Source organism: Rhizobium sp. BK512, assembly GCF_014194915.1.
Lineage (GTDB): Bacteria > Pseudomonadota > Alphaproteobacteria > Rhizobiales > Rhizobiaceae > Rhizobium.
In genome coordinates, this window is record NZ_JACIAS010000001.1 from 1,038,124 (window position 1) to 1,057,750 (window position 19,627).

19 protein-coding genes are annotated in these 19,627 nt (G+C 61.5%); 10 read left to right on the forward strand and 9 right to left on the reverse strand.

The features are described from left to right. Nucleotides 1-6 precede the first annotated feature (6 nt). The 3 genes from otnI to FHX06_RS05240 all read left to right on the forward strand — a co-directional run bounded on the left by otnI (nt 7) and on the right by FHX06_RS05240 (nt 3,882). Nucleotides 7-786 (forward strand): 2-oxo-tetronate isomerase, encoded by a 780-nt coding sequence (gene otnI / locus FHX06_RS05230; protein WP_112971232.1) that lies wholly within the window; start codon nt 7-9, stop codon nt 784-786. A 9-nt stretch (nt 787-795) separates the two neighbouring features. Then, nucleotides 796-1,671 (forward strand): 2-hydroxy-3-oxopropionate reductase, encoded by an 876-nt coding sequence (locus tag FHX06_RS05235; protein ID WP_113014908.1) that lies wholly within the window; start codon nt 796-798, stop codon nt 1,669-1,671. A gap of 108 nt (nt 1,672-1,779) precedes the next feature. Then, on the forward strand, nt 1,780-3,882 hold the full coding sequence (locus FHX06_RS05240; RefSeq protein WP_183878270.1) for a beta-galactosidase: 2,103 nt from the start codon (nt 1,780-1,782) through the stop codon (nt 3,880-3,882). Between the two features lie 97 nt (nt 3,883-3,979). Here FHX06_RS05240 and FHX06_RS05245 read toward each other — a convergent pair whose 3' ends face one another. Genes FHX06_RS05245 through FHX06_RS05270 form a run of 6 tightly spaced genes read right to left on the reverse strand, consistent with a single transcriptional unit; the run spans nt 3,980 to nt 9,604 of the window. Next, nucleotides 3,980-4,708: an ABC transporter ATP-binding protein gene (locus FHX06_RS05245; RefSeq protein WP_183878272.1), complete on the reverse strand. Its 729-nt coding sequence runs from the start codon at nt 4,706-4,708 to the stop codon at nt 3,980-3,982. After that, nucleotides 4,705-5,529 (reverse strand): ATP-binding cassette domain-containing protein, encoded by an 825-nt coding sequence (locus FHX06_RS05250; protein ID WP_183878274.1) that lies wholly within the window; start codon nt 5,527-5,529, stop codon nt 4,705-4,707. The genes FHX06_RS05245 and FHX06_RS05250 overlap by 4 nt, the downstream gene beginning before the upstream one ends. Next, nucleotides 5,522-6,379: an ABC transporter permease gene (locus FHX06_RS05255; RefSeq protein WP_183878276.1), complete on the reverse strand. Its 858-nt coding sequence runs from the start codon at nt 6,377-6,379 to the stop codon at nt 5,522-5,524. Before FHX06_RS05255 ends, FHX06_RS05250 begins: the two co-directional genes overlap by 8 nt. Next, nucleotides 6,376-7,458 (reverse strand): ABC transporter permease, encoded by a 1,083-nt coding sequence (locus tag FHX06_RS05260; RefSeq protein ID WP_183878278.1) that lies wholly within the window; start codon nt 7,456-7,458, stop codon nt 6,376-6,378. Before FHX06_RS05260 ends, FHX06_RS05255 begins: the two co-directional genes overlap by 4 nt. Next, nucleotides 7,459-9,045 carry an ABC transporter substrate-binding protein gene (locus tag FHX06_RS05265; protein ID WP_112543935.1) on the reverse strand — a complete coding sequence of 529 codons (1,587 nt, stop codon included), beginning with the start codon at nt 9,043-9,045 and terminating at the stop codon, nt 7,459-7,461. 28 nt (nt 9,046-9,073) lie between these two features. Further along, nucleotides 9,074-9,604 carry a hypothetical protein gene (locus FHX06_RS05270; RefSeq protein ID WP_183878280.1) on the reverse strand — a complete coding sequence of 177 codons (531 nt, stop codon included), beginning with the start codon at nt 9,602-9,604 and terminating at the stop codon, nt 9,074-9,076. A gap of 229 nt (nt 9,605-9,833) precedes the next feature. Here FHX06_RS05270 and FHX06_RS05275 point away from each other — a divergent pair, with 229 nt between their 5' ends. From FHX06_RS05275 to FHX06_RS05295, 5 genes are read left to right on the forward strand one after another with little or no spacing between them, the layout of a single operon-like run. Then, nucleotides 9,834-10,505, forward strand: a complete 672-nt coding sequence (locus tag FHX06_RS05275) for an amino acid ABC transporter permease (RefSeq protein WP_112544053.1) — start codon at nt 9,834-9,836, stop codon at nt 10,503-10,505. Beyond that, complete coding sequence (locus tag FHX06_RS05280) at nt 10,505-11,176, forward strand: amino acid ABC transporter permease (protein WP_018114487.1); 672 nt, start codon at nt 10,505-10,507, stop codon at nt 11,174-11,176. The genes FHX06_RS05275 and FHX06_RS05280 overlap by 1 nt, the downstream gene beginning before the upstream one ends. A gap of 1 nt (nt 11,177) precedes the next feature. Then, nucleotides 11,178-11,912: an amino acid ABC transporter ATP-binding protein gene (locus FHX06_RS05285; protein ID WP_018114488.1), complete on the forward strand. Its 735-nt coding sequence runs from the start codon at nt 11,178-11,180 to the stop codon at nt 11,910-11,912. A gap of 8 nt (nt 11,913-11,920) precedes the next feature. Beyond that, nucleotides 11,921-12,838, forward strand: coding sequence for an isoaspartyl peptidase/L-asparaginase (locus FHX06_RS05290; protein WP_112543932.1), 918 nt, complete (start codon nt 11,921-11,923; stop codon nt 12,836-12,838). Between the two features lie 22 nt (nt 12,839-12,860). After that, nucleotides 12,861-13,652 carry a transporter substrate-binding domain-containing protein gene (locus FHX06_RS05295; RefSeq protein WP_018114490.1) on the forward strand — a complete coding sequence of 264 codons (792 nt, stop codon included), beginning with the start codon at nt 12,861-12,863 and terminating at the stop codon, nt 13,650-13,652. Nucleotides 13,653-13,709: 57 nt separating this feature from the next. Here FHX06_RS05295 and FHX06_RS05300 read toward each other — a convergent pair whose 3' ends face one another. Beyond that, a complete protein-coding gene (locus tag FHX06_RS05300; protein WP_183878282.1) occupies nt 13,710-14,711 on the reverse strand; it encodes a LacI family DNA-binding transcriptional regulator in 1,002 nt (333 codons plus the stop codon). A 148-nt stretch (nt 14,712-14,859) separates the two neighbouring features. Here FHX06_RS05300 and FHX06_RS05305 point away from each other — a divergent pair, with 148 nt between their 5' ends. Beyond that, nucleotides 14,860-16,218, forward strand: coding sequence for a Xaa-Pro aminopeptidase (locus tag FHX06_RS05305; RefSeq protein WP_183878284.1), 1,359 nt, complete (start codon nt 14,860-14,862; stop codon nt 16,216-16,218). A 73-nt stretch (nt 16,219-16,291) separates the two neighbouring features. Beyond that, nucleotides 16,292-16,768 carry a cupin domain-containing protein gene (locus tag FHX06_RS05310; protein WP_183878286.1) on the forward strand — a complete coding sequence of 159 codons (477 nt, stop codon included), beginning with the start codon at nt 16,292-16,294 and terminating at the stop codon, nt 16,766-16,768. A 9-nt stretch (nt 16,769-16,777) separates the two neighbouring features. Here FHX06_RS05310 and FHX06_RS05315 read toward each other — a convergent pair whose 3' ends face one another. Both FHX06_RS05315 and FHX06_RS05320 read right to left on the reverse strand, forming a co-directional pair. Next, complete coding sequence (locus FHX06_RS05315) at nt 16,778-18,391, reverse strand: GMC family oxidoreductase (protein ID WP_183878288.1); 1,614 nt, start codon at nt 18,389-18,391, stop codon at nt 16,778-16,780. An 8-nt stretch (nt 18,392-18,399) separates the two neighbouring features. Further along, nucleotides 18,400-19,617, reverse strand: a complete 1,218-nt coding sequence (locus FHX06_RS05320) for a mandelate racemase/muconate lactonizing enzyme family protein (RefSeq protein WP_183878290.1) — start codon at nt 19,615-19,617, stop codon at nt 18,400-18,402. Nucleotides 19,618-19,627 lie beyond the last annotated feature (10 nt).

The following is a 19,627-nucleotide window of genomic DNA, read 5'->3' on the forward strand; positions in this document are numbered from 1 at the left end:
GTTCCCGTGCCGAAATTTTCCGCCAATCTTTCCTTCCTCTATCAGGATCTTGCCTTCCTCGATCGTTTCGCCGCCGCCACAAAGGACGGCTTCGGCGCGCTCGAATATCTCGGCCCCTATGCGGAACCGAAGGAAAAGGTCGCCGATGCGCTCCAGGCAAACGGCCTGAGGCAGGCGCTCTTCAACGTACCCTCGGGAGATTGGGCCGGCGGCGAGCGCGGTATCGCCTGCCTGCCGGATCGCATTGAGGAGTTCCGGAGCGGCATCTCGCTGGCGCTCGATTACGCCAAGGCGCTCGCCTGCCCTCAGGTCAACGTCATCTCCGGCCTCGTGCCAAAGGGCGCCGATCTTGAAACGCTGGAAAAAGTGCTGGTCGAGAACCTGAAATATGCCGCCGAGCGCGCGGCCGACGCCGGCGTGAAGCTGCTGATCGAGCCAATCAATCTGCGAGATATTCCCGGCTTCTTCCTGTCGAACACAGATCATGCCGAGCGCATCCTCGAAAAGGTCGGCTCCGACAATCTCTACATCCAGTATGATTTCTACCACATGCAGATCATGCAAGGCGACCTGATCCCGACCTTCATCCGGCTGAAGGACAGGATTGCCCATGTGCAGATCGCCGACAATCCCGGCCGCAACGAACCCGGCACGGGCGAGATCAACTACGGCTTCATCCTCTCCGAACTCGACCGCCTCGGCTACGACGGCTGGGTCGGCTGCGAATACAAACCGAAGACCGGCACCAGCGAAGGCCTTGGCTGGATGAAACCCTATCGGAAGTGAGCGCGTAACATGAATATCGGTTTTATCGGACTGGGCGTCATGGGCCGCCCGATGGCGGAACACCTGATCGATGCCGGCCATACGCTGCATCTGAGCCGCGTGAAGGAAGCCTCGCAGCACCTCGTCACCAAGGGCGGCAAGGCTGCCCATAGCGCAAAGGCTGTTGCTGAAGCCTCCGACATCATCATCCTGATGCTGCCGGATACACCTGACGTCGAAGCCGTACTTTTCGGCGAAAACGGTGTTGCCTCCGGCTTGTCTGCCGGCAAGCTCGTCATCGACATGAGCTCGATCTCGCCTGTCGCCACCAAGAGCTTTGCCAAACGCATCGAAGCGTTTGACTGCGATTATCTCGATGCACCCGTCTCCGGCGGCGAGGTCGGCGCCAAGGCCGCCTCGCTGACGATCATGATCGGCGGCAAAGAAGCGGCTTTCGAGCGTGCCAAGCCGCTCTTCGAGAAGATGGGCAAGAACATCACCTTGGTTGGCGGCGTCGGCGACGGCCAGACAGCGAAGGTCGCCAACCAGATCATCGTCGGTCTCACCATAGAAGCCGTCTCCGAAGCCCTGCTCTTTGCCAAGCGTGCCGGCGCCGATCCGGCCAAGGTACGCGCCGCGCTCATGGGCGGTTTTGCCGCCTCCCGCATTCTCGAAGTCCATGGCGAGCGCATGGTCAAGGAAACCTTCGATCCCGGTTTCCGCATCCGCCTGCACCGCAAGGACATGACGCTCGCCGTCGATGCCGCCCGCGCGCTTGATCTGTCACTGCCGAACACGGCGGCCACCCAGCAGCTCATGAATGCCGCTGTTGCCAATGGCGACGGCGAACGTGACCATTCCGCCCTTATCCGCACGCTCGAGCTCCTCGCCGGAGGACCGCGCTAGATCAGGACCACCTAGAACACCCGGACGACATCTTCGATTGCCTCCTGCCGGAGCCTTTTCTCCGGACGGCGAAGCCATGTCCGGAAATCGATAGAGAAGGACAGGACAATGCTTAGAAACGATATCCAATTCCCTTTCGGCGCCGTCTATTTTCGCAAGTCCAATCCGCCCCGCGACGATTGGGAACGCGACTACACGACGGCAGGCGAAGATGGCCTGAACATCTTCCGCCACTGGTTCATGTGGAGTGCGATCGAAGTGGCTCCCGGCGTCTACGACTGGGAAGAATATGACCGCCAGCTCGATCTCGCCGCCAAGAACGGCATCAAGACGGTCATTGCCGAACTCATCCATGCCGTACCGGACTGGGCGGTGCGCAAATATGCCGATGCCCTCCAGGTCAATGCCGACGGCACCAAGCTCGGTTCTTACATGGGCGTTTCGGCAGCGACCGGCGGCTTTTCCAACAATGGCGGCGGCGCCGGCGCGTTGACGCTGAATTGCCCGGAAGTGAAGGAAGCAGCCGGCAAGTTCCTGACGGCACTTGCCACGCGTTACAAGGACCATCCGGCGATCTATGGCTATGACGTCTGGAACGAGGTCAACTATTCCGCCGATGTCGATTACAGTAGCTATGCCAAGGCCGCCTTCCGCAAATGGCTGGAAAAGAAATATGGCAGCCTGAAAGTGCTGGCCAAGGCATGGCATCGCTACAGCTATGCAGAATGGGACGATGTCGAGCCACCGGTTCACATGGCTCCCTACCCGGAATGTATCGACTGGCTGCAGTTCAAGCGCGACAACTTCTATGGCCAGATGCAGTGGCGCATTGATACGATCCGCGCCGTCGATCAGAAGAATGTCATTGCCGCGCACGGCATATCAGGCGCGATCCCGAACATGGCCGCCAATGGCTGCGACGACTGGCTCGCCGCCTCCAAGGTGGAAATCTACGGCTTCACCTGGATTCAGGCGCGTAAGGGCACAGAACCGTGGAAGACCTGGTACGGCGTCGATATCAATCGTGCCGCCGCCCGCGGCAAACCGTTCTGGCACGCAGAGCGCCAGGGCGGTCCGCTCTGGCTGCAGCCGCAGGTGATCGGCCGCGACAAGGAAGACGGTCGCGTCGCCGAGCCCGAGGATATCCGCATCTGGAGCATGACCTCCTTTGCCGGCGGCGCTCGCGGCGTCTTGAACCTGCGCTGGCGCCCGCTGCTCGACGGCCCGCTCTTCGGTGCTTTCGGTGCCTATGGCATGGACGGCAGCCGCACGCCGCGCTCCGACATGCAGAGCGCCATGGCGAAATGGGCGAATGACCCGGCTCAGAAGACGCTCTGGGACGCAAAGCCCGTTCGTGGCGAGGTCGGTATCCTCGTCGTCCCCGAAACGCAGGAATGGGATTACCTTCTGAACTACGACCGCAAGGAAAAGCCCTATCCCGAAGCCATGTGGGGCGCCTACCGCGCCTTCCTCGGACAGGGCCTGCAGCCGGATTGGGTCCATATCGACGATATCGACGCCTACGATTTCCTCTACTTCCCCTACCCGATCATGTTCACCGTCGAGCAGGCAGCCCGCCTGAAAGCCTGGGTGGAAAAGGGCGGCACACTGATATCAGAAGCCTGCCCCGGCTATTTCGGTGACCGCGGCCATGTCGGCCAGGTGCAGCCGAATATGGGGCTCGACGAAGTCTTCGGTGCGCGCGAGGAGGAAGTGGAATTCATGCCCGATATCGGCGATCGCATCCACTTCAAGTTCGATGATATGGCCGTTGATGGCGGCGGTCTGCTGCAGTCCTACCGCCTGACCGACGGCACCGGGCGCGGCGCTTTCGATGGCGGCCGTCTTGCCGTCGTCGAAAACCGCTTCGGCAAGGGTCGCACCCTGCTGATCGGCACCAATCCCTCCGTCGCCTTCTACCGCACCAACGGCAAGGCCAATGCCGCGTTCTTCGCCGAACTGGTGAAATGGAGCGGCAGGACGCGTCATGCGAGCCTGTCCAACGACGCGCTCTTCGCCCGCATCCACAAGGGCGAAAATGGAAGCTTCCTCTGGCTGGTCAATCCGACACGCAAAGTCCAGACGACAACGGTCACGCTCGCAGCTGGAAAACTGTCGGGCGGCAAGCCGGCTTGGCCTGTCAACCATGCCTATGATGCCGAGCGTATCGAAGTGCCGGCCCGTGATGTCCTGATCCTGCCGATCAGCTAAGCAATTCCAGCAAAACTGTGCTGCGGTTTTGCGCCTGGAATTGCGCCAAAACAAAGAGATAGAGCATCTGGTATTTCGAAGAAAACCGGATGCTCTACTAGCGGACGGCAAGCTGCTCGACCCAGCCGCCTTCAGAAAGCGCGGCTCGGTCGAGTTCGCTCTCGATGCGACCGGCCTGCATCAGCACGGCCCGGTCGCACATATGCGCGACGACGCCGGGATCGTGGCTGACGAGCACGAATGTCATGCCATGCGAGGCCTTCAGGTCGTTCAGCAGGTTCAGGATCTCGGCCTGCACCGAGACATCGAGCGCCGAGGTCGGCTCATCGAGCAGCAGCAGCTTCGGCTTCAGGAGCAGCGCACGGGCGATTGCTACACGCTGCCGCTGCCCGCCGGAAAGCTGGTGCGGATAACGTCCGGCAGCAGCAGCCGGCAGGCCGACCTGATCGAGCGCGATACGCACCTCATCCTCGACATTGCGCGCACCCCGCAACGCTAGCGGCTCCCCGAGAATGCGTGAGACGCGATGGCGCGGATGCAGCGAGGAATAGGGATCCTGAAACACCATCTGGATGTTGGATCGCAACGCCCCGGTAATCTTCTGACCCGGCTGCAGCGCCTCGTCGAAAACCCTAATGGAGCCCTGCCAATGGGTGTTCAGCCCGGCAACGGCACGGAGCGCCGTCGTCTTGCCGCAGCCAGACGGCCCGATCAGCCCGAATGTCTCGCCCGGCGCGACGTCGAAACTGATGCCTCGCACAGCAGTAAAACCCTTGCCGCCAGCGTGAAAGGTGACGGAAAGATCGGAAACGGAAAGCGCGTTCATGCCTCGCCTCCGTAGACCGGCAGCCGTGTCCCGTAGGTCGCAGCCGAAGGCCGCGCCGCCCAGAGCGCCCGCGTATAATCCGATCTGGCATTGGCAAGATCCGCAGACGCCATCTGCTCCTCGATCTTCCCGTGCCGCATGACCATGACCCGATCGGCATAACGCGAGACCTGCTGCAGGTCGTGGCTGATCAGCAGCAGCCCCATGCCGAGCTCTTCGGTCAGCGACCGTAGCAGCGTCAGGATCTGGTCCTGCAGACCGCGATCGAGTGCCGAAGTCGGCTCGTCGGCGATCAAGAGTTTCGGCCGGTTGATCAGCATGGCGGCGATCATCACACGCTGCCCCATGCCGCCCGAGAGGGCAGCCGGATAGCTCGAATAGACACGCTGCGGATCGGGCAGACCGACTTTATCAAGCATATCGAGCGCCCGTTCGCGCCGTTCGACAGCAGAAAGCTTCGTGTGCAGAAGCAACGCTTCTTCCACCTGTCGGCCAACCTTATGGGCCGGATTCAACGAATATTTCGGATCCTGCAGGATCAGCCCGAGCCCGCTGCCGCGCAGCCTGTTCCAGCTGGATGGGGCCAATGTCGTCAGCTCGTGCCCATCGAAGGCGAGACGCTTTGCCCTGACCTCCGCCCGGCGCGGCAATAACCCCATGATCGCCCTGCCAGTCATCGATTTGCCGGAGCCGGACTCACCGACCAGTGCCACGACCTCGCGACCCACCGAGAACGAAATGCCATCGACGACGAGCACCGGCCCCGCCTCCGATGGAAAGGCGATCGACAGATCCTCGACGGAAAGCAGCGGCTCAGTCATGGCGCGGATCCAGAATATCGCGCAGACCATCGGCCAGCAGGTTGAACGCGAAGGAGGTGATCAGGATGGCAAAGCCAGGCACGGCCGCCACCCACCATTGATCGAAGATCACCTGCGTGCCTTCCGAGACCATCGAGCCCCATTCCGCTGTTGGCGGACGCACACCTAGACCGAGGAAACCAAGGCCGGCGGCAGCAAGAATGATACCCGAGAGATCGAGTGCCAGACGAATGATCGCCGAAGGCAGCACCAGCGGCAAGATATGCCCCCAGAGCAGCCGCACGCCGCGGATACCAACCATTTCGGCCGCCGCCAGATAATCGCTGCGTCTGAGCGCCGCAGTCTCAACGCGGGCCTGGCGCGCATAGGCGGGCCAGCTCGTCAACGCCAGCGCCAGCGCACCATTGATCAGCCCTGGCCCCATGATGGCAACGAAGGCGAAGGCGAGCAGCAGTCGTGGAAAGGACATGACGATATCGGTGATCCGCATCAGCACGCGCTCGGTGATACCACCGAAAAAGCCCGAGAGGATGCCAACGAGAATGCCGAGTGGCGCCATCAGCAGCACGACGGCCAGCACCAGCAACAATGTCGGCCGCGCACCGTAGATGATGCGTGACAGAATATCCCGACCAAAACCGTCTGTACCGAACCAGTGCGCGGCATCAGGCGGCATCAGGCGATTGGCTGTCTCCTGCAGGTTCGGATCGTAGGGCGCAATCAGCGGCGCCAGCAACGCTAGCGCCAGAATGAAGAGCACCACCGCGCCGCCAGTCGCTGCGGAAGGCGAACGCAGCGCGCGCCGCAGGAAAGATGGACCGCCTGATGGCGCCTGGACGATTGCACTCATCGCTTCTTCCCTGATTCCAACCGCGCTACCCCGAGATCGGTCAGCGCGTTGAGAAGCACAAAGGAGGCGCCGACCACAAGCGTCGCCCCGAGGATCGCCGGCATGTCGCCGGCAAACATCGCGGTCGTCAGATAGCGGCCGATGCCTGGCCAGGCAAAGACGGTCTCTGTCAGCACGGCACCCTCCAGCAGGCTGGCGTAGGAAAGGGCGATGACGGTCAACAACGTGCCGGAGACATTCGGCAGGATATGGACGAAGACAATGCGGCGGAGACTTGCGCCCTTGGCCCGCGCGGTCGTCACATATTCCTGGCCAAGCTCGGTGAGGATAGCAGCGCGCGTCAGCCGCGAAATCGCAGCAAGCGCGTGGAAGGCAAGCACGATCGCCGGCAGCGCCAAATGCGCCAGTGCATCGCGAAAGGCGCCCGCCTTGCCCGATATCCACGTATCAACAAGGGCAAAGCCGGTGACCGATTTGACCGTATATTGGAAGACGACATCGGCCCTGCCCGGCCCCGGCGCCCAGTGTAGCCGCGCGTAAAACAGGAGCAGCATCAGCAGGCCGAGCCAGAAGATCGGCACGGAGTATCCGAAAAGCGAGACGAAACGAGCAAGCCCGTCAACCCACGTCCCCTGCCGCATGGCAGCGGTTATACCAAGCGCCAGTCCTACGCCGGCACCAAGGATGATCGCCGCTGTCGCAAGTTCGATCGTCGCCGGGAAGGTGCGGGCAATATCCTTCGCCACCGGCTGGCCGGTCGAGATCGACTGCCCGAAATTGCCGGATAGTGCCGTCTCGACATAGCGGAAAAATTGCACCGGCAGTGGCTGATCCAGCCCAAGCTCCCGACGCGCTTGCGCATAGGTGGACTGGCTGGCATGGTCGCCGACAAGCTGCAGCGCCGGATCGATCGGCGACAACCTGGTCATCGCAAAGGTCACCAGCGCCAGCCCGAAAAGCGTCAGCGCAAAGGACCACAGCCACTTCGAAAGCGGCCAGACGAACGACAACTCCCGCCAGCTGTTGCGCTGACGGGAGTTGGTCATGTCGGCATTGTCAGTCGTTGCCGTTTGCGGCACTTATTTCGCTACCTTGTCGTAGTAAACCTGGTCTGCGTTGAGACCCTGGGCATAGTTCTTCACCTTGTCGCTTAGCACGACCTGGTCATTGCCTTGAAGCATGAAAACGAAGGGCGAGCTTGCCTGGATCTTCTTCTGCAGATCCTGATAGAGCGCGGCGCGCTTGGCGGCATCCTGCTCCTTGACGGCTGCAAGCGTCTCGTCGGTCAGTTCCGGGATCACCCAGCCGGCCTGCTTGGCAACGGTATTGGCCGAGTTGTCCTTGTTGATTGCAAAGGCGCTGGCGTTGGAGTGGGCGTCGAAATAATCCGGGATCCAGTAGCGCAGCGTCATCTCGAACTTGCCGGCGCGGCCGCGAGCATAGATGTCGCTCGCAACACCCGGCTGGATATCAAGCGTAATACCGGCCTGGGCGAAGGTGGACTGCAGCGACTGGGCGATCGACAGGAACGGCTGGTCGTTGAAGACGATGAATTCGACCTTGAACGGCGTCTTGATGCCGCCATCGGCAAGGATCTTCTTGGCCTTCTCGACATCAAGCTTGAAGGGCGTGTCGCTGAGTGCGCCGGGGAAGCCGTTTGGCAGGAAGGCCTGGTGAACGCTGCTCTGACCGCGCAGCAGGTTCTTGGTAATGCCGTCATAATCGACGAGATAACGCGCCGCTTCCCAGAAAGCCGGGTTGCCTAGCGTCGGGTTCGCCTTGCTGTTCAGCAGGATATAGTCTTGGCGGGCCGAGGGGACGGAGAGCACCTTGATGCCGCTCTTGTCCTTCAGCGCCTCGATCTGGTCGGCAGACAGGCCGCGGGCAATATCGGCATCGCCCTGCTCGACGAGCAGGCGGCGAGCACCGACGTCAGGCACGTTGCGGATGATGACGCTTTCGAGCGTCGGCTTGTCGGAGGAATTGGCATTGGCCTGCAGCACCAGCGCCTCATGCGGCGTGTAGGTGGCGATCGTATAAGCGCCGCTGCCGGCCGAGTTGGTCTTCAGCCAGCCGTTGCCGAAGTCATTGTCCTTGGCCTGCGGCGAAACCGTCTGCTCATCGACGATGGAGGCAATCGGTGCCGTCAGGATCGAGAGCGCGAAGCCGGAGCCGACATCCGCCGTCCAGGTGAGCTTGACATGCTTGTCGTCAACCTTGGTGATCGCGGCATCGACATTGTCGGCCTTCCAGCCGAGTTCGTTGAGGATGAAGGCCGGCGACTTGTTGAGCTTCACGGCGCGCGTCAGCGAGAAGATCACGTCTTCGGGGCGAACCGGATTGCCGGAGGCGAACTTGGCGTCGGCGAGCGCAAAGGTCAGGCTCTTGCCATCGCTACCTGCTTCCCAGGAAGCGGCAAGTCCTGCCTCGATCTTCGTGCCGTCATCGCGGTTGGACTGTACGAGACGCTGATAGATGTTGTTGAAGGACTGGACGGTCGTGAGTTCGAAACCTTCGGCCGGGTCGAAACTGACAGCATCGTCGATCGACTGAGCGACGACGAGCACATCAGGCGGCGTCTCGGCGTGAACAACCGGCGCGCTGAAAGCGAGCGCCAGGCTGAATACGGTGCCGAGCAGCTTGGCGCGGCTGGAAATGATGGACATGGAAAACTCCCCTTGGGTGATGAAAAAATCAGTTAGCGCCTTCGGCAAAGGCCTCAAGCTCGGGATCGAAATCGACCTCGACAACGTTGATGTAGACGGCAGTGGCGATCATGATCCCGGCAAAGGCAACAAGATCGACGAGAACCTTGGTGTCGTAGCGTGCCTTCAGGTTCGCCCAGATATCGGCAGGAATAGCCTTGGAATCGGCGACAATTGCTGTGCCAAAACGTTTAAGCAGCAATTCGCTCTCGCTGAGTTCCAGAGCATCCGGGTTGAATCCGTTCTTGATCAGCGCACGACGAAAGAAGGTGACGGCGATATCCGACTTCAGCGCCTTGGAAATCGAATGCGAGAAGATCCAGATCTCGCGATCGCTGATGGCGGGATCGAGCTCAGCCCGGAGCGTGAACCATTCGGCATAGATGCGGTGCGCTTCCGGCGAATGCAGCAGTGTCCGCTTCATATTGGTCATGTTGCCGCGAACCCGCACCTCCTCGTCATGCGCTACGCGAATCTTCTCGGAAGCGGTGTCGTAATCGATGTGAGGAAGCTGGCTCATGCGGATTGCTCTTTCTTTGTGCGATAAAGGCTAACGGGATGGCGAGATATTGTGCAGTCCATATTCATCCAGCTTTCTCGCCTTTTGACGAAAATTATTCCGCGGAACGTTACCGGCAAAAACGAACTTTTCGCCACAGATATATCAGCATTTCGTATCGGGCGTTCTTGACATCAGCGCGCACAAACGACACGATGAAACCGGTTTCAATCGTACATAGGGAGTGATCGTGCGGTTCGACCTTTCGATCCTCTTGCCCCATCTGGGCTTTCTCGCGCAAGGCGCGCTACTGACGGCCGAAGCCTGTGCTCTGGCGCTGATCGGCAGCGTCATCATGGGCGCTTTCGTCGCCATTGCGCGCACGTCTTCCTCCGCTCTTCTGCGCAGGATCTCCTTCGTCTACGTCGATATCTTCCGCAACGTGCCCTTCATCGTGCAGCTGTTCTTCTTCTATTACGGCCTGCCCGAGATCGGCATCTATATCGATGCCTTCACCACGGGTGTCGTGGCACTATCGATTGCCGGCGGCGCCTATGCGTCCGACGTGATCCGCGCCGGCATCCTGGCAATCGATCCCGGCATTATCGAAGCCGCTGAAGTCAGCGGCCTTTCGCGCCGGGTAACCTTCACCAAGATCGTGCTGCCGATCGCGCTCAGAACCTCCGTTCGCCCGCTCGGCTCCGTGCTGATCAACATGATCTTGACATCGTCGATCCTCTCGACGATCACGCTGAACGAGCTGACCGGCTCGGCGCAGATCGTCGTCTCGCAGACTTACAGGCCCTTCGAGGTGTATGTCGTGCTGCTCGTCGTCTATGCCTTGCTGACCTATCTCGTCTCGCTCGGAATCGCCCTCCTCCACCGCCGCCTGAACCGCGACATGATGGAGGCTGTAGCCTGATGCGTTTTTCCGATTTCACCCCCTTCGATATCTGGCTGCTCCTACAGGGCCTCGGCGTCAGCCTCGGTCTGTTTCTCTCGACGTCCCTCATCGGTCTCCTGATCGGCACATCATGGGCGGTCTGCCGCTTCTACCGCGTGCCGGTGCTGACCCCGGTCATCACTTTCATTGCAGAACTCCTGAAGAACTCGCCCGTTCTGGTGCAACTCTTCCTCGTCTTCTTCGGCCTGCCTGGTCTCCTGCATATCCGCATCACGCCGACGACGGCAGCGATGATCACGCTGTCTGCGAATTCGGCCGCCTTCGTCTATGTCATCGCGGTCTCGGCCATCGAATCCATCGGCCGCGACCAGATCGAGGCTGCTCGCGTCTTCGGCCTCACCCGCTGGCAGGTGCTGCGCCATGTCGTGGCTCCCCAGGCCATGGCCTTCGCCATCGGCCCGCTGACCGCCCTTCTCGTCAACCAGCTGCAGGTCACCTCGCTGATCTCGGTCATTGGCGTCGTCGATCTCACCAAGATCGGCAACATCCTGAACCTGCGCACGCTGAAACCCTTCATCGTCTGGACGGTGGTCGGGCTGCTCTATTACCTCTGCGCCAAGTTGCTCGCATGGCTCGGCGCCCGCTTCGAAAACCGCCTCAGGGCGCATGCCGCCTGGAGAGGGCTTTAATATGCTCAAAGTAGAAAACGTCAAAAAGGCCTTTGGTCCTACAACCGTTCTCGATGGCGTCAACCTCACCATCAATCCCGGCGAGGTCGTGTCCATTCTCGGCTCCTCCGGCTCCGGCAAATCGACGCTGATCCGTTGCATCAACGGCCTGGAAAAGTTGAACGGCGGCAGCATCACGGTCGATGATTTCGACGTCGGCAAGCCGAAGGAATTGGCCGAAGCCCGCAAGCGCTCAGCCACCGTTTTCCAGCTCTTCAATCTCTATCCGCACATGACCGTGCTCGGAAACGTGACGCTGGCTCCAGTCGAAGTGCTGAAAAAGCCGCGTGCCGAAGCCGAAGCCACCGCCCGTGCCCTGCTGCAATCCGTCGGCCTCGGAGATCGCGCCGATGCCTATCCGGCCCAGCTTTCCGGTGGCCAGCGCCAGCGCGTCGGCATCTGCCGGGCACTCGCCATGCAGCCGCGTTACCTGTTGCTTGATGAAGTCACCAGCGCGCTTGACCCGGAAATGACGGCCGAGGTGCTGGCTATCCTCGCCAAGCTCGCAGCCGAAGGCACAACCATGCTCTTCGTCACCCACGAGATCGAATTCGCGCGGCAGATTTCCAACCGCATCGTCTTCCTCGATAAGGGCAAGCTGCTCGTCGATCTGCCGACTGCGGATTTCTTCGCCGCCGAGGGCGGCATGACCAACCCGCGCATCGCCCAGTTCCTGTCCAAAATGCGTAAAGATTAGAGGTATTCATGCTGCTCTTGGCCAATAAAGAAGCCTGGCCCGGTTTCCCGACGACGGTGCAGATGCTGCGCGAAGGCGCTATCAGCCTCGACGCCATGGTCGCCGGCATCAGCAAGGTGGAAAGCGAAGTCCGGGTTCGCAGCGTCGGTTACGGCGGCTGGCCGAACATGCTCGGCAATATGGAACTCGACGGCGCCGTCATGGACGGCAATACCCGCGATGTCGGCACCGTCGGCGCCGTGCCGAACACGCTGCCGGTCGCCCGCCTCGCCCATGAAGTCATGAAGCGGCTGCCGCATGTCATGTTGACCGGCGATGGCGCCCGACGCTTCGCCAGTGAAATCGGTTTCTCCGAAGATGACGTGCTCTTTGAAGACAGCAAGCGCGTCTGGTGGGAGCGCCTGGAAAAGGAACTGTCGCCGGAAGAGCTGGCGAAATTCCCCGATATCCCTCTGGCGCCGCTCAGCCGCACCATCACCGACCCGGAGCGTGTACGCGACACGACCGTCTTCCTGTCCGCCGACTCCACACGCGGCATCCACGCCGCGACCTCCACGTCCGGCTGGGCCTGGAAATATCCCGGCCGCCTTGGCGACAGTCCGATCCCCGGCGCCGGCTTCTATGCCGACAGCCGTTATGGCGCGGCTGCGTGCACCCATACCGGTGAGATGACCATGCGCTGCTCGACTGCGCGCACCGTCGTGCTGGCGCTCAAATTCGGCTATTCGCTTTCCGACGCCGTCAAGCTGGCTGTCGAGGAACTCAACGAACTATCCTCCGGTTTCCTGGCCGGCGTGGTTATCCATGCCGTCGATGCCAAGGGCAACCATGAGGTCGTGAATTTCAGATGCGAGGGCGAAATCCGCTACTGGCTCTGGGAGGACTCGATGCCCGAACCGGAACTTCGGGCCGCGAAACAGGCATAATCAAGAAGAGGGAAATGGAACCATGAAACGCATTCTCACAGCCATTGCCGCGCTGGCCGTCGTTGCCGGCTCTGCGCTTCCGTCCTTTGCCGGCATGCTCGACGACATCCGCTCACGCGGCGTCGTCCGCATCGGCGTATCGCTTGGCGGCGAGCCGATCGGTTTCCGCGACGCGCAGAACAACCCCGTCGGTTACGACGTCGATGTCGCCAACCGTCTGGCCGAAAAGCTCGGCGTACCGGTCGAATTCACCGACGTCTCGGGCGATGCGCGCATCTCCATGCTGGTTTCCGGCCAGATCGACGTGGCGATCGCCAATACCTCTGCCACGCTCGAGCGCGCCAAGGTCGTCGACTTCTCGATCCCCTATAACCGCGCCGGCCTGCGCGTCATCGTCCAGAAGGACGCCGGCATCAAGGAACTGAAGGATCTCTCGGGCAAGAAGGTCGTCGTCGGCCGTGGTACGACGGGCGAGACATTCCTCAAGTCCGCCGTTCCGGATGCGCAGCTCGTCTATGTCGACCAGTTCGCTCCCGATGGCGTACTGCAGCTTCAGCAGAAGCGCGTCGATGCTGCGATCGAAGATTCCTCGCTGCTCGACTATCTCGCCACCAAGAACCCGACGCTGGTTACGCTCGCCGGCCTCTATTCCAACGACCCGATCGGCATGGCTGTCGCCAAGGGCGATCCGGAATTCGTCCGCTGGCTCGACATGTTCGTTTCCGACTACATCCAGTCGGGCGCTTATGACGCCAATTACAAGAAGTGGTGGGGCGCAGAAGCCAACCCGCCGGCTCTGAACCCGCAGTGGTAGGATGATCCTCACAGGCCGCCTTCGGGCGGCCTGTTTGCTGTCAGGAGGTCATTTCTATCAGGCGGTCAGGCGCGGAAAATAGGTCGTTGGCACGATGACCGGTGGCTGGCCGGCGTGAAAATCGCCGGGATTTGCGATGAAATCCACGATGTGCTCGACATAGACACTCTTGTCGTAACCGATCGAGGAAATCGGATAGGCGTCGAAATCGGTGAGCGAGAGATTGTCGAAACCATAGAGGCGGAAACGTGTCGGCCGGTTGCCGGGAAAATCGGCGCGGCAGACATCGAGAATGCCCATGGCCATCGCATCTGACGTGCAGAAGATCGCATCCGGACAATCAGCGCCAGCCAGTTCCTTTGCCGCCGCATGCCCGCTCTCATAGGAATAGTCGCCTTGCACTGTGCGCACCAGTTCTATGCCATTCTTCGTGAAGGCCTGTCTGTAAAAGCCGATACGCGCCTGTTCCATCGGCGAGGACGAACGGCCGGTGACGAGACCCGCCCGCTTCACGCCCTTCTTCGCCGCATCGGCGACGGCTTCGGCAATGCCGCTGCCCTCGTCCGGCATGACGACGGGCGAGAGATCGTCATGCAGACCGTTCAGCATGACGACGAGATCGGAGCGGAACATGCGCCTGACAGTCGGCGCGTCTGCAAAATCCGAAAAGACCAGTGCCGCATCGACATGATAGGCAACGCCGTTGCGCAGGAACTCCTCGACGCGGGCGACCGAGCCGATGCGGATCATGATGACCTGCTTGCCGATCGACTGGATCTGGTCGAGCAGCCGGTCGAAGAGATCGAGGTCCGAAAGATCATGGATGTGGTTGACGACGACCGCGATGAGGTTGACCGTCTTGGTCGTCAGGCTCTGCGCCAAGAGGTTCGGCTTGTAGCCGAGCCGGGCGGCCGCCTCGACCACTCTCTCACGCTTGTCCGCCGAAACCGGTCGCGGCTCGTTGGAGAGCGCCCGGCTGGCGACCGCTCGCGACACCCCGGCCAGCTTTGCAACATCGGCAATCGTCGGAGCGGCATCGCGGCCATTGTTCTGTGTCATATTCGAGCACTTTCCAACCTGTCATGGCGTGATAGCGCACAGTCGTGCATCTTCGCTATCGGAAACTTGCAATCATCCACTTTCATGGCACTGAAACCGGTGCCACAGCCCTTTTTCGTCTCGATGCCAGCCTGAATGGAGGAACCGCATGGCAATCAACCTCGCACCCGTCACCCTGCCAGATTTCGGACCTGTAACCGCCGATCAGCCACAGATCCCGGCCAAGACCTATGCCGCCCGCGCGGATGCCGCGCTGAAAGCCGCCGGCACCGACTGGCTCGTCGTCTACGCAGACCGCGAGCACTTCGGCAACATCATGTTCCTCTCCGGTTTCGAACCACGCTTCGAGGAAGCGCTTCTGCTGCTCGGCCCCAAGGGCAAGCGTGTCGTCATCACCGGCAATGAATCCGAAAGCTATACGGTTCTCGCCGGGCTGCCCGGCATCGAAGTACTGCGGGCGCAAAGCTTCAGTCTGATGGGCCAGGACCGCAGCCAGAACCCGCGCCTTGTCGATCGCCTGAAAGACGCCGGTATTGGCAAGGACCAGAGTATCGGGCTCGTCGGCTGGAAATACCTTTCGGTGGAAGAGGACGAAGACCACGCAAACTGCTTTTTCGTTCCGGACTTCATCGTCTCAGTGCTGCGCCGTCTCGCCGGCAGCGTCACCGACGCGACCACCGTCCTGATGCATCCGGAAAACGGCCTGCGCTCTGTCGTCGATGTCGATCAGCTCGCCGCTTTTGAATGGGCCTCGGCCCGTTGCTCACGCGCGCTCTGGCGCGTCGTCTCGGGCGTTCGTGAAGGCGACAGCGAGTTCGAAGCGCTCGGACGGCTTGGTTATGAAGGCGATCCGCTGAACGTCCACACCATGTTCGCCTCCGTCAGCAAGGGCGAAAACATCGTCGGCCTGCGCAGCCCGACGGCGCGGCGCATGAAGAAGGGCGATGGCGTCACAACTGCGCTCGGCTACTGGGGCGCCCTCTCCTCGCGCGCCGGCCTGCTGACCGATCATGACGAGGCCTTCCTCAAGCCCGCCAAGGCCTATTTCGAGGCACTGATCACCTGGTACGAAACCGCCGATATCGCCACGACCGGCGGCGACCTCTTCACTGCCGTCACCGAAAAGCTGAAATCCGCCGGCCTGAACTCCGCCCTCAACCCGGGCCACCTCGGCAGCCACGAGGAGTGGCTGCATTCGCCGGTTCGCCCCGGCTCCACCGAGCGCCTGCGCTCCGGCATGCCCTTCCAGGTCGATGTCATCCCCGTGCCCATGCCGGCCGGCTGGGCGCTGAACTCGGAAGATGCGATTGCCTTTGCCAATGCGGATCTGCGTGACGCCATCCGCAGCCGCTATCCGGAAATGCATGCCCGCATCGCCGCGCGCCGCGCCTTCATGGCCGACAAGCTCGGCGTTGCCCTGAAAGAAAACATCTTGCCGCTTTCGGATACGCCGCTTTATCTGCCGCCCTTCTGGCTGAAAGCCAATCACGTGCTGATCCGCGAATGATGGATAAAGGACCGGCAGCCCTTGGCCGCCGGTCCTGCCTTGCCTAGATTGCTCTGAAAGCAGGAGGAGCGGCATGAGCGACGATCACGAGCACAAGCATATCGACTGGCGCGAACATGGCGTGAAGGTCATTCCCGGCAATGCGCTCGATCCGAATACGGCGCAAACGCCGGGCATGAACCGCGCAACCGCCATCAACAATGCACGCGCCGGCGCCGAGAAGATCTGGGCCGGCACGGTGACGATCCATGCCAATGCCAAGACCGGCGCCCATCATCACGGCGACCTCGAAAGCATCATCTATGTGGTGAAGGGCAAGGCCCGCATGCGCTGGGGCGAAAACCTCGAACTCACTGCCGAAGCCGGCCCCGGCGATTTCATCTACGTGCCGCCCTTCGTGCCGCATCAGGAAATCAATGCCAGCCGCGACGAGACGCTGGAATGCGTGCTCGTGCGTTCGGGCCAGGAACCCGTCGTCGTCAACCTTGATATCGAGCCGGTCGAAAAGCCGGAGAACGTGCCGTGGATCGACCCGATCCACAGACACTGAGATCCGTTTTCAGGCAGCGGCGAGGATCATCGCTGCGCCCCTCTCCGCCACCATCATCGTCGGCGCATTGATATTGCCAGCCGTGATATTCGGGAAGACCGAAGCATCGACGATCCTGAGCCCGTTAATGCCGTGCACCTTGAGCGATGCATCGACCACGGACGACGAGGCGTCCGGCCCCATCGCTGCCGATCCGCAGAGATGGTAGATCGAGCCGGAATTGCCGCGGAAATAGGTGAGCAATTCCTCGTCCGTGCGCGCCTCTACCGAAGGCGGCATCTCCATTTCAGTAATCGCCCGCAGCGCCGGCGCTTCCATGATCCGCCGCACCAGCCGGCTGCCCTGGATCACCTCTTCCTCGTCATGGACGGTTCCGAGATAATTCGGCCGGATCTGCGGCGCATCTGTCAATTCAGGCGAGACGATACTGACACTGCCGCGGCTCGTCGGCCGGCACGAGTTGAAGGCCAGCAGAAAGCCCGAATAGGGCTCAGGCTTCAGTCCCGCCTTCGGATCGGTCGGAATGCGATAGGAGAGCGGATTGAAATAGAGCTGGATATTCGGCCGCTCTTCCTCCGGGCTGCCGCGCAGGAAGGCCCCGGCCTGATTGACGCTGAGCGCCAGCGGTCCACGCCGGGTCAGGATGTAGCGCAGTGCCTGCCGCGCTTGCCCGAAGATGGTGCCTAGCTCGTCGTTCAGCGTCGGCACGGTGGAGCGATAGTAGAAACTGGCGCAGAGATGATCCTGCAGGTTCTTGCCGACCGCCGGCAGATGCCGGATGAGCGGAATGCCAAGGGATTGCAGATGCGCGCCATCACCGATGCCGGAAAGCTGCAGGAGCTTCGGCGTATCGACCGCGCCGGCCGAGAGGATGACCTCCTGGCGCGCCGTATAGCTGGTGATACCACCAGGGCCGATCACCTCGACACCGGTCGCGCGCGCCTCCGCATCGACGATCACCCGGCGGACACGGCTGTCGCGCAGGATCGCCAGATTAGGCCGCCCAAGAGCGGGCCGCAGATAGGCAAGCGACGAGGAAGAGCGAACGCCATTGCGCGTGTTGATATCGTAGATGCCGGCGCCCTCGATGCTCTCGCCGTTGAAATCCGCATTCAGCGGCAGCTGCAATTCAGCGCAGGCCTCCAGAAAGCGGTCGGTGATCGCATGCGACTGGCCGCGCATCGGCGTCACATGGATCGGCCCGCCGCCACCATGATATTTGCTCTCACCACCCGCATGGGTTTCCAGCTTGCGGAAGAAGGGCAGCACATCATCATAACCCCAGCCGAGATTGCCCGCTGCCTTCCAGTCGTCAAAATCGTCAGCCGCACCGCGCACGAAGATCATCGCATTGATCGAGCCCGAACCGCCCTGCACCTTGCCGCGCGGCGCGTAGATCCGGCGGCCGTTTAGGGCCGCTTCCGGTTCGCTCCAATACATCCAGTTGACCTTCGGATCGTAATAGGAGCGCGCATAGCCGACGGGAATGCGGAACCACGGCGAGCTGTCGTTGCCGCCGGCTTCGATCAGCAGCACATTGTGCCTGCCGCTCTCGCTGAGGCGTGCGGCCAGAATGCAGCCGGCCGAGCCGGCGCCGACGATGATGTAATCGTATGTCGTCATCTTCGTTCTCAGCCGCGGGCCGGGGCAAAGGCCTTCACGTCGGCGGGCTTGTCATCCATTTGCAGATGCAGTCGCTGCCCTTCGTAAGGCGAGTGTTTGGCGACGACATCGAGATTGAGTTCCACGCCCAGCCCCGGTTCGTCTGACGGGATCAAGTAGCCGTCCCCGAAGCGCAGCGGCGTCTTCAGTATCTCGGCGTAGAAGCCCGAGAAATCGACGATCGCCTCATGGATCAGGAAATTCGGCGAGGACGCGGCAAGCTGGATGCTGGCCGCAGCGCCGATGGGGCCGTTGTAGAGATGCGGTGCGATCTGCGCAAAATGCGCCTCCGCCATGCCAGCGATCTTCTTGGATTCCAGAATGCCGCCGGCACGCGCCACGTTCATTTGCAGGATCGAGGCAGCACCGGTTTCCAGCACGCGCTGGAACTCGTATTTGGTCGTCAGTCGCTCGCCGGTCGAAATCGGGATCGAGGTCTTGCGGGCAACTTCCGCCATCGCCTCTTCCTGACCCGGAGGCACCGGTTCCTCGAACCAGAGCGGATCATATTTCTCCAGCCGCTGCGCCAGCCGGATTGCCGAGGACGGCACCATCTGGCCATGCGTGCCGAAGAGCAGGTCCGCACTGCTGCCGACGGCAGCGCGGATCTTGGCGCAGAACTCCTCGCAGCGATCCATCACGCCTAGCGACACCTGATGGCCGGAATAGGCGGTATAAGGACCGGCCGGGTCGAACTTTACGGCGGTAAAGCCCATCTCGACCATCTTCACCGCGCATTCGGCGGCAAGGTCCGGATCGTTATAGTCGTATTCGCCGGCCGCGTTCTTCGGGTAGAGATAGGTATAGGCGCGCAGCTTCTCATGCACGCGCCCGCCGATCAGCTTGTGCACCGGCTTGCCGGCCGCCTTGCCGATAATGTCCCAGCAGGCGATCTCCAGGCCAGAGACGATACCCATCATCGTCGGATCAGGCCGCTGCGTGAAGCCGCTCGAATAGGCAAGCCGCCAGAAGCGCTCGACATCATGCGGGTCGTGGCCGAGCAGGTAGCGCTGGAAGACATCCTCGATCAGCGGCACGAGCGCCTGCGGATGGAAGGCCGTCGAGTAGATTTCCCCGACGCCCTCGATACCGTCTGCCGTCGTCAGCCGCACGAAGATCCAGTACATGCCGCCAATATGCGGCGGCGGGACTGCGACGACGTGGGTGGAAAGCGATGCGATCTGCATGGCCATGTTC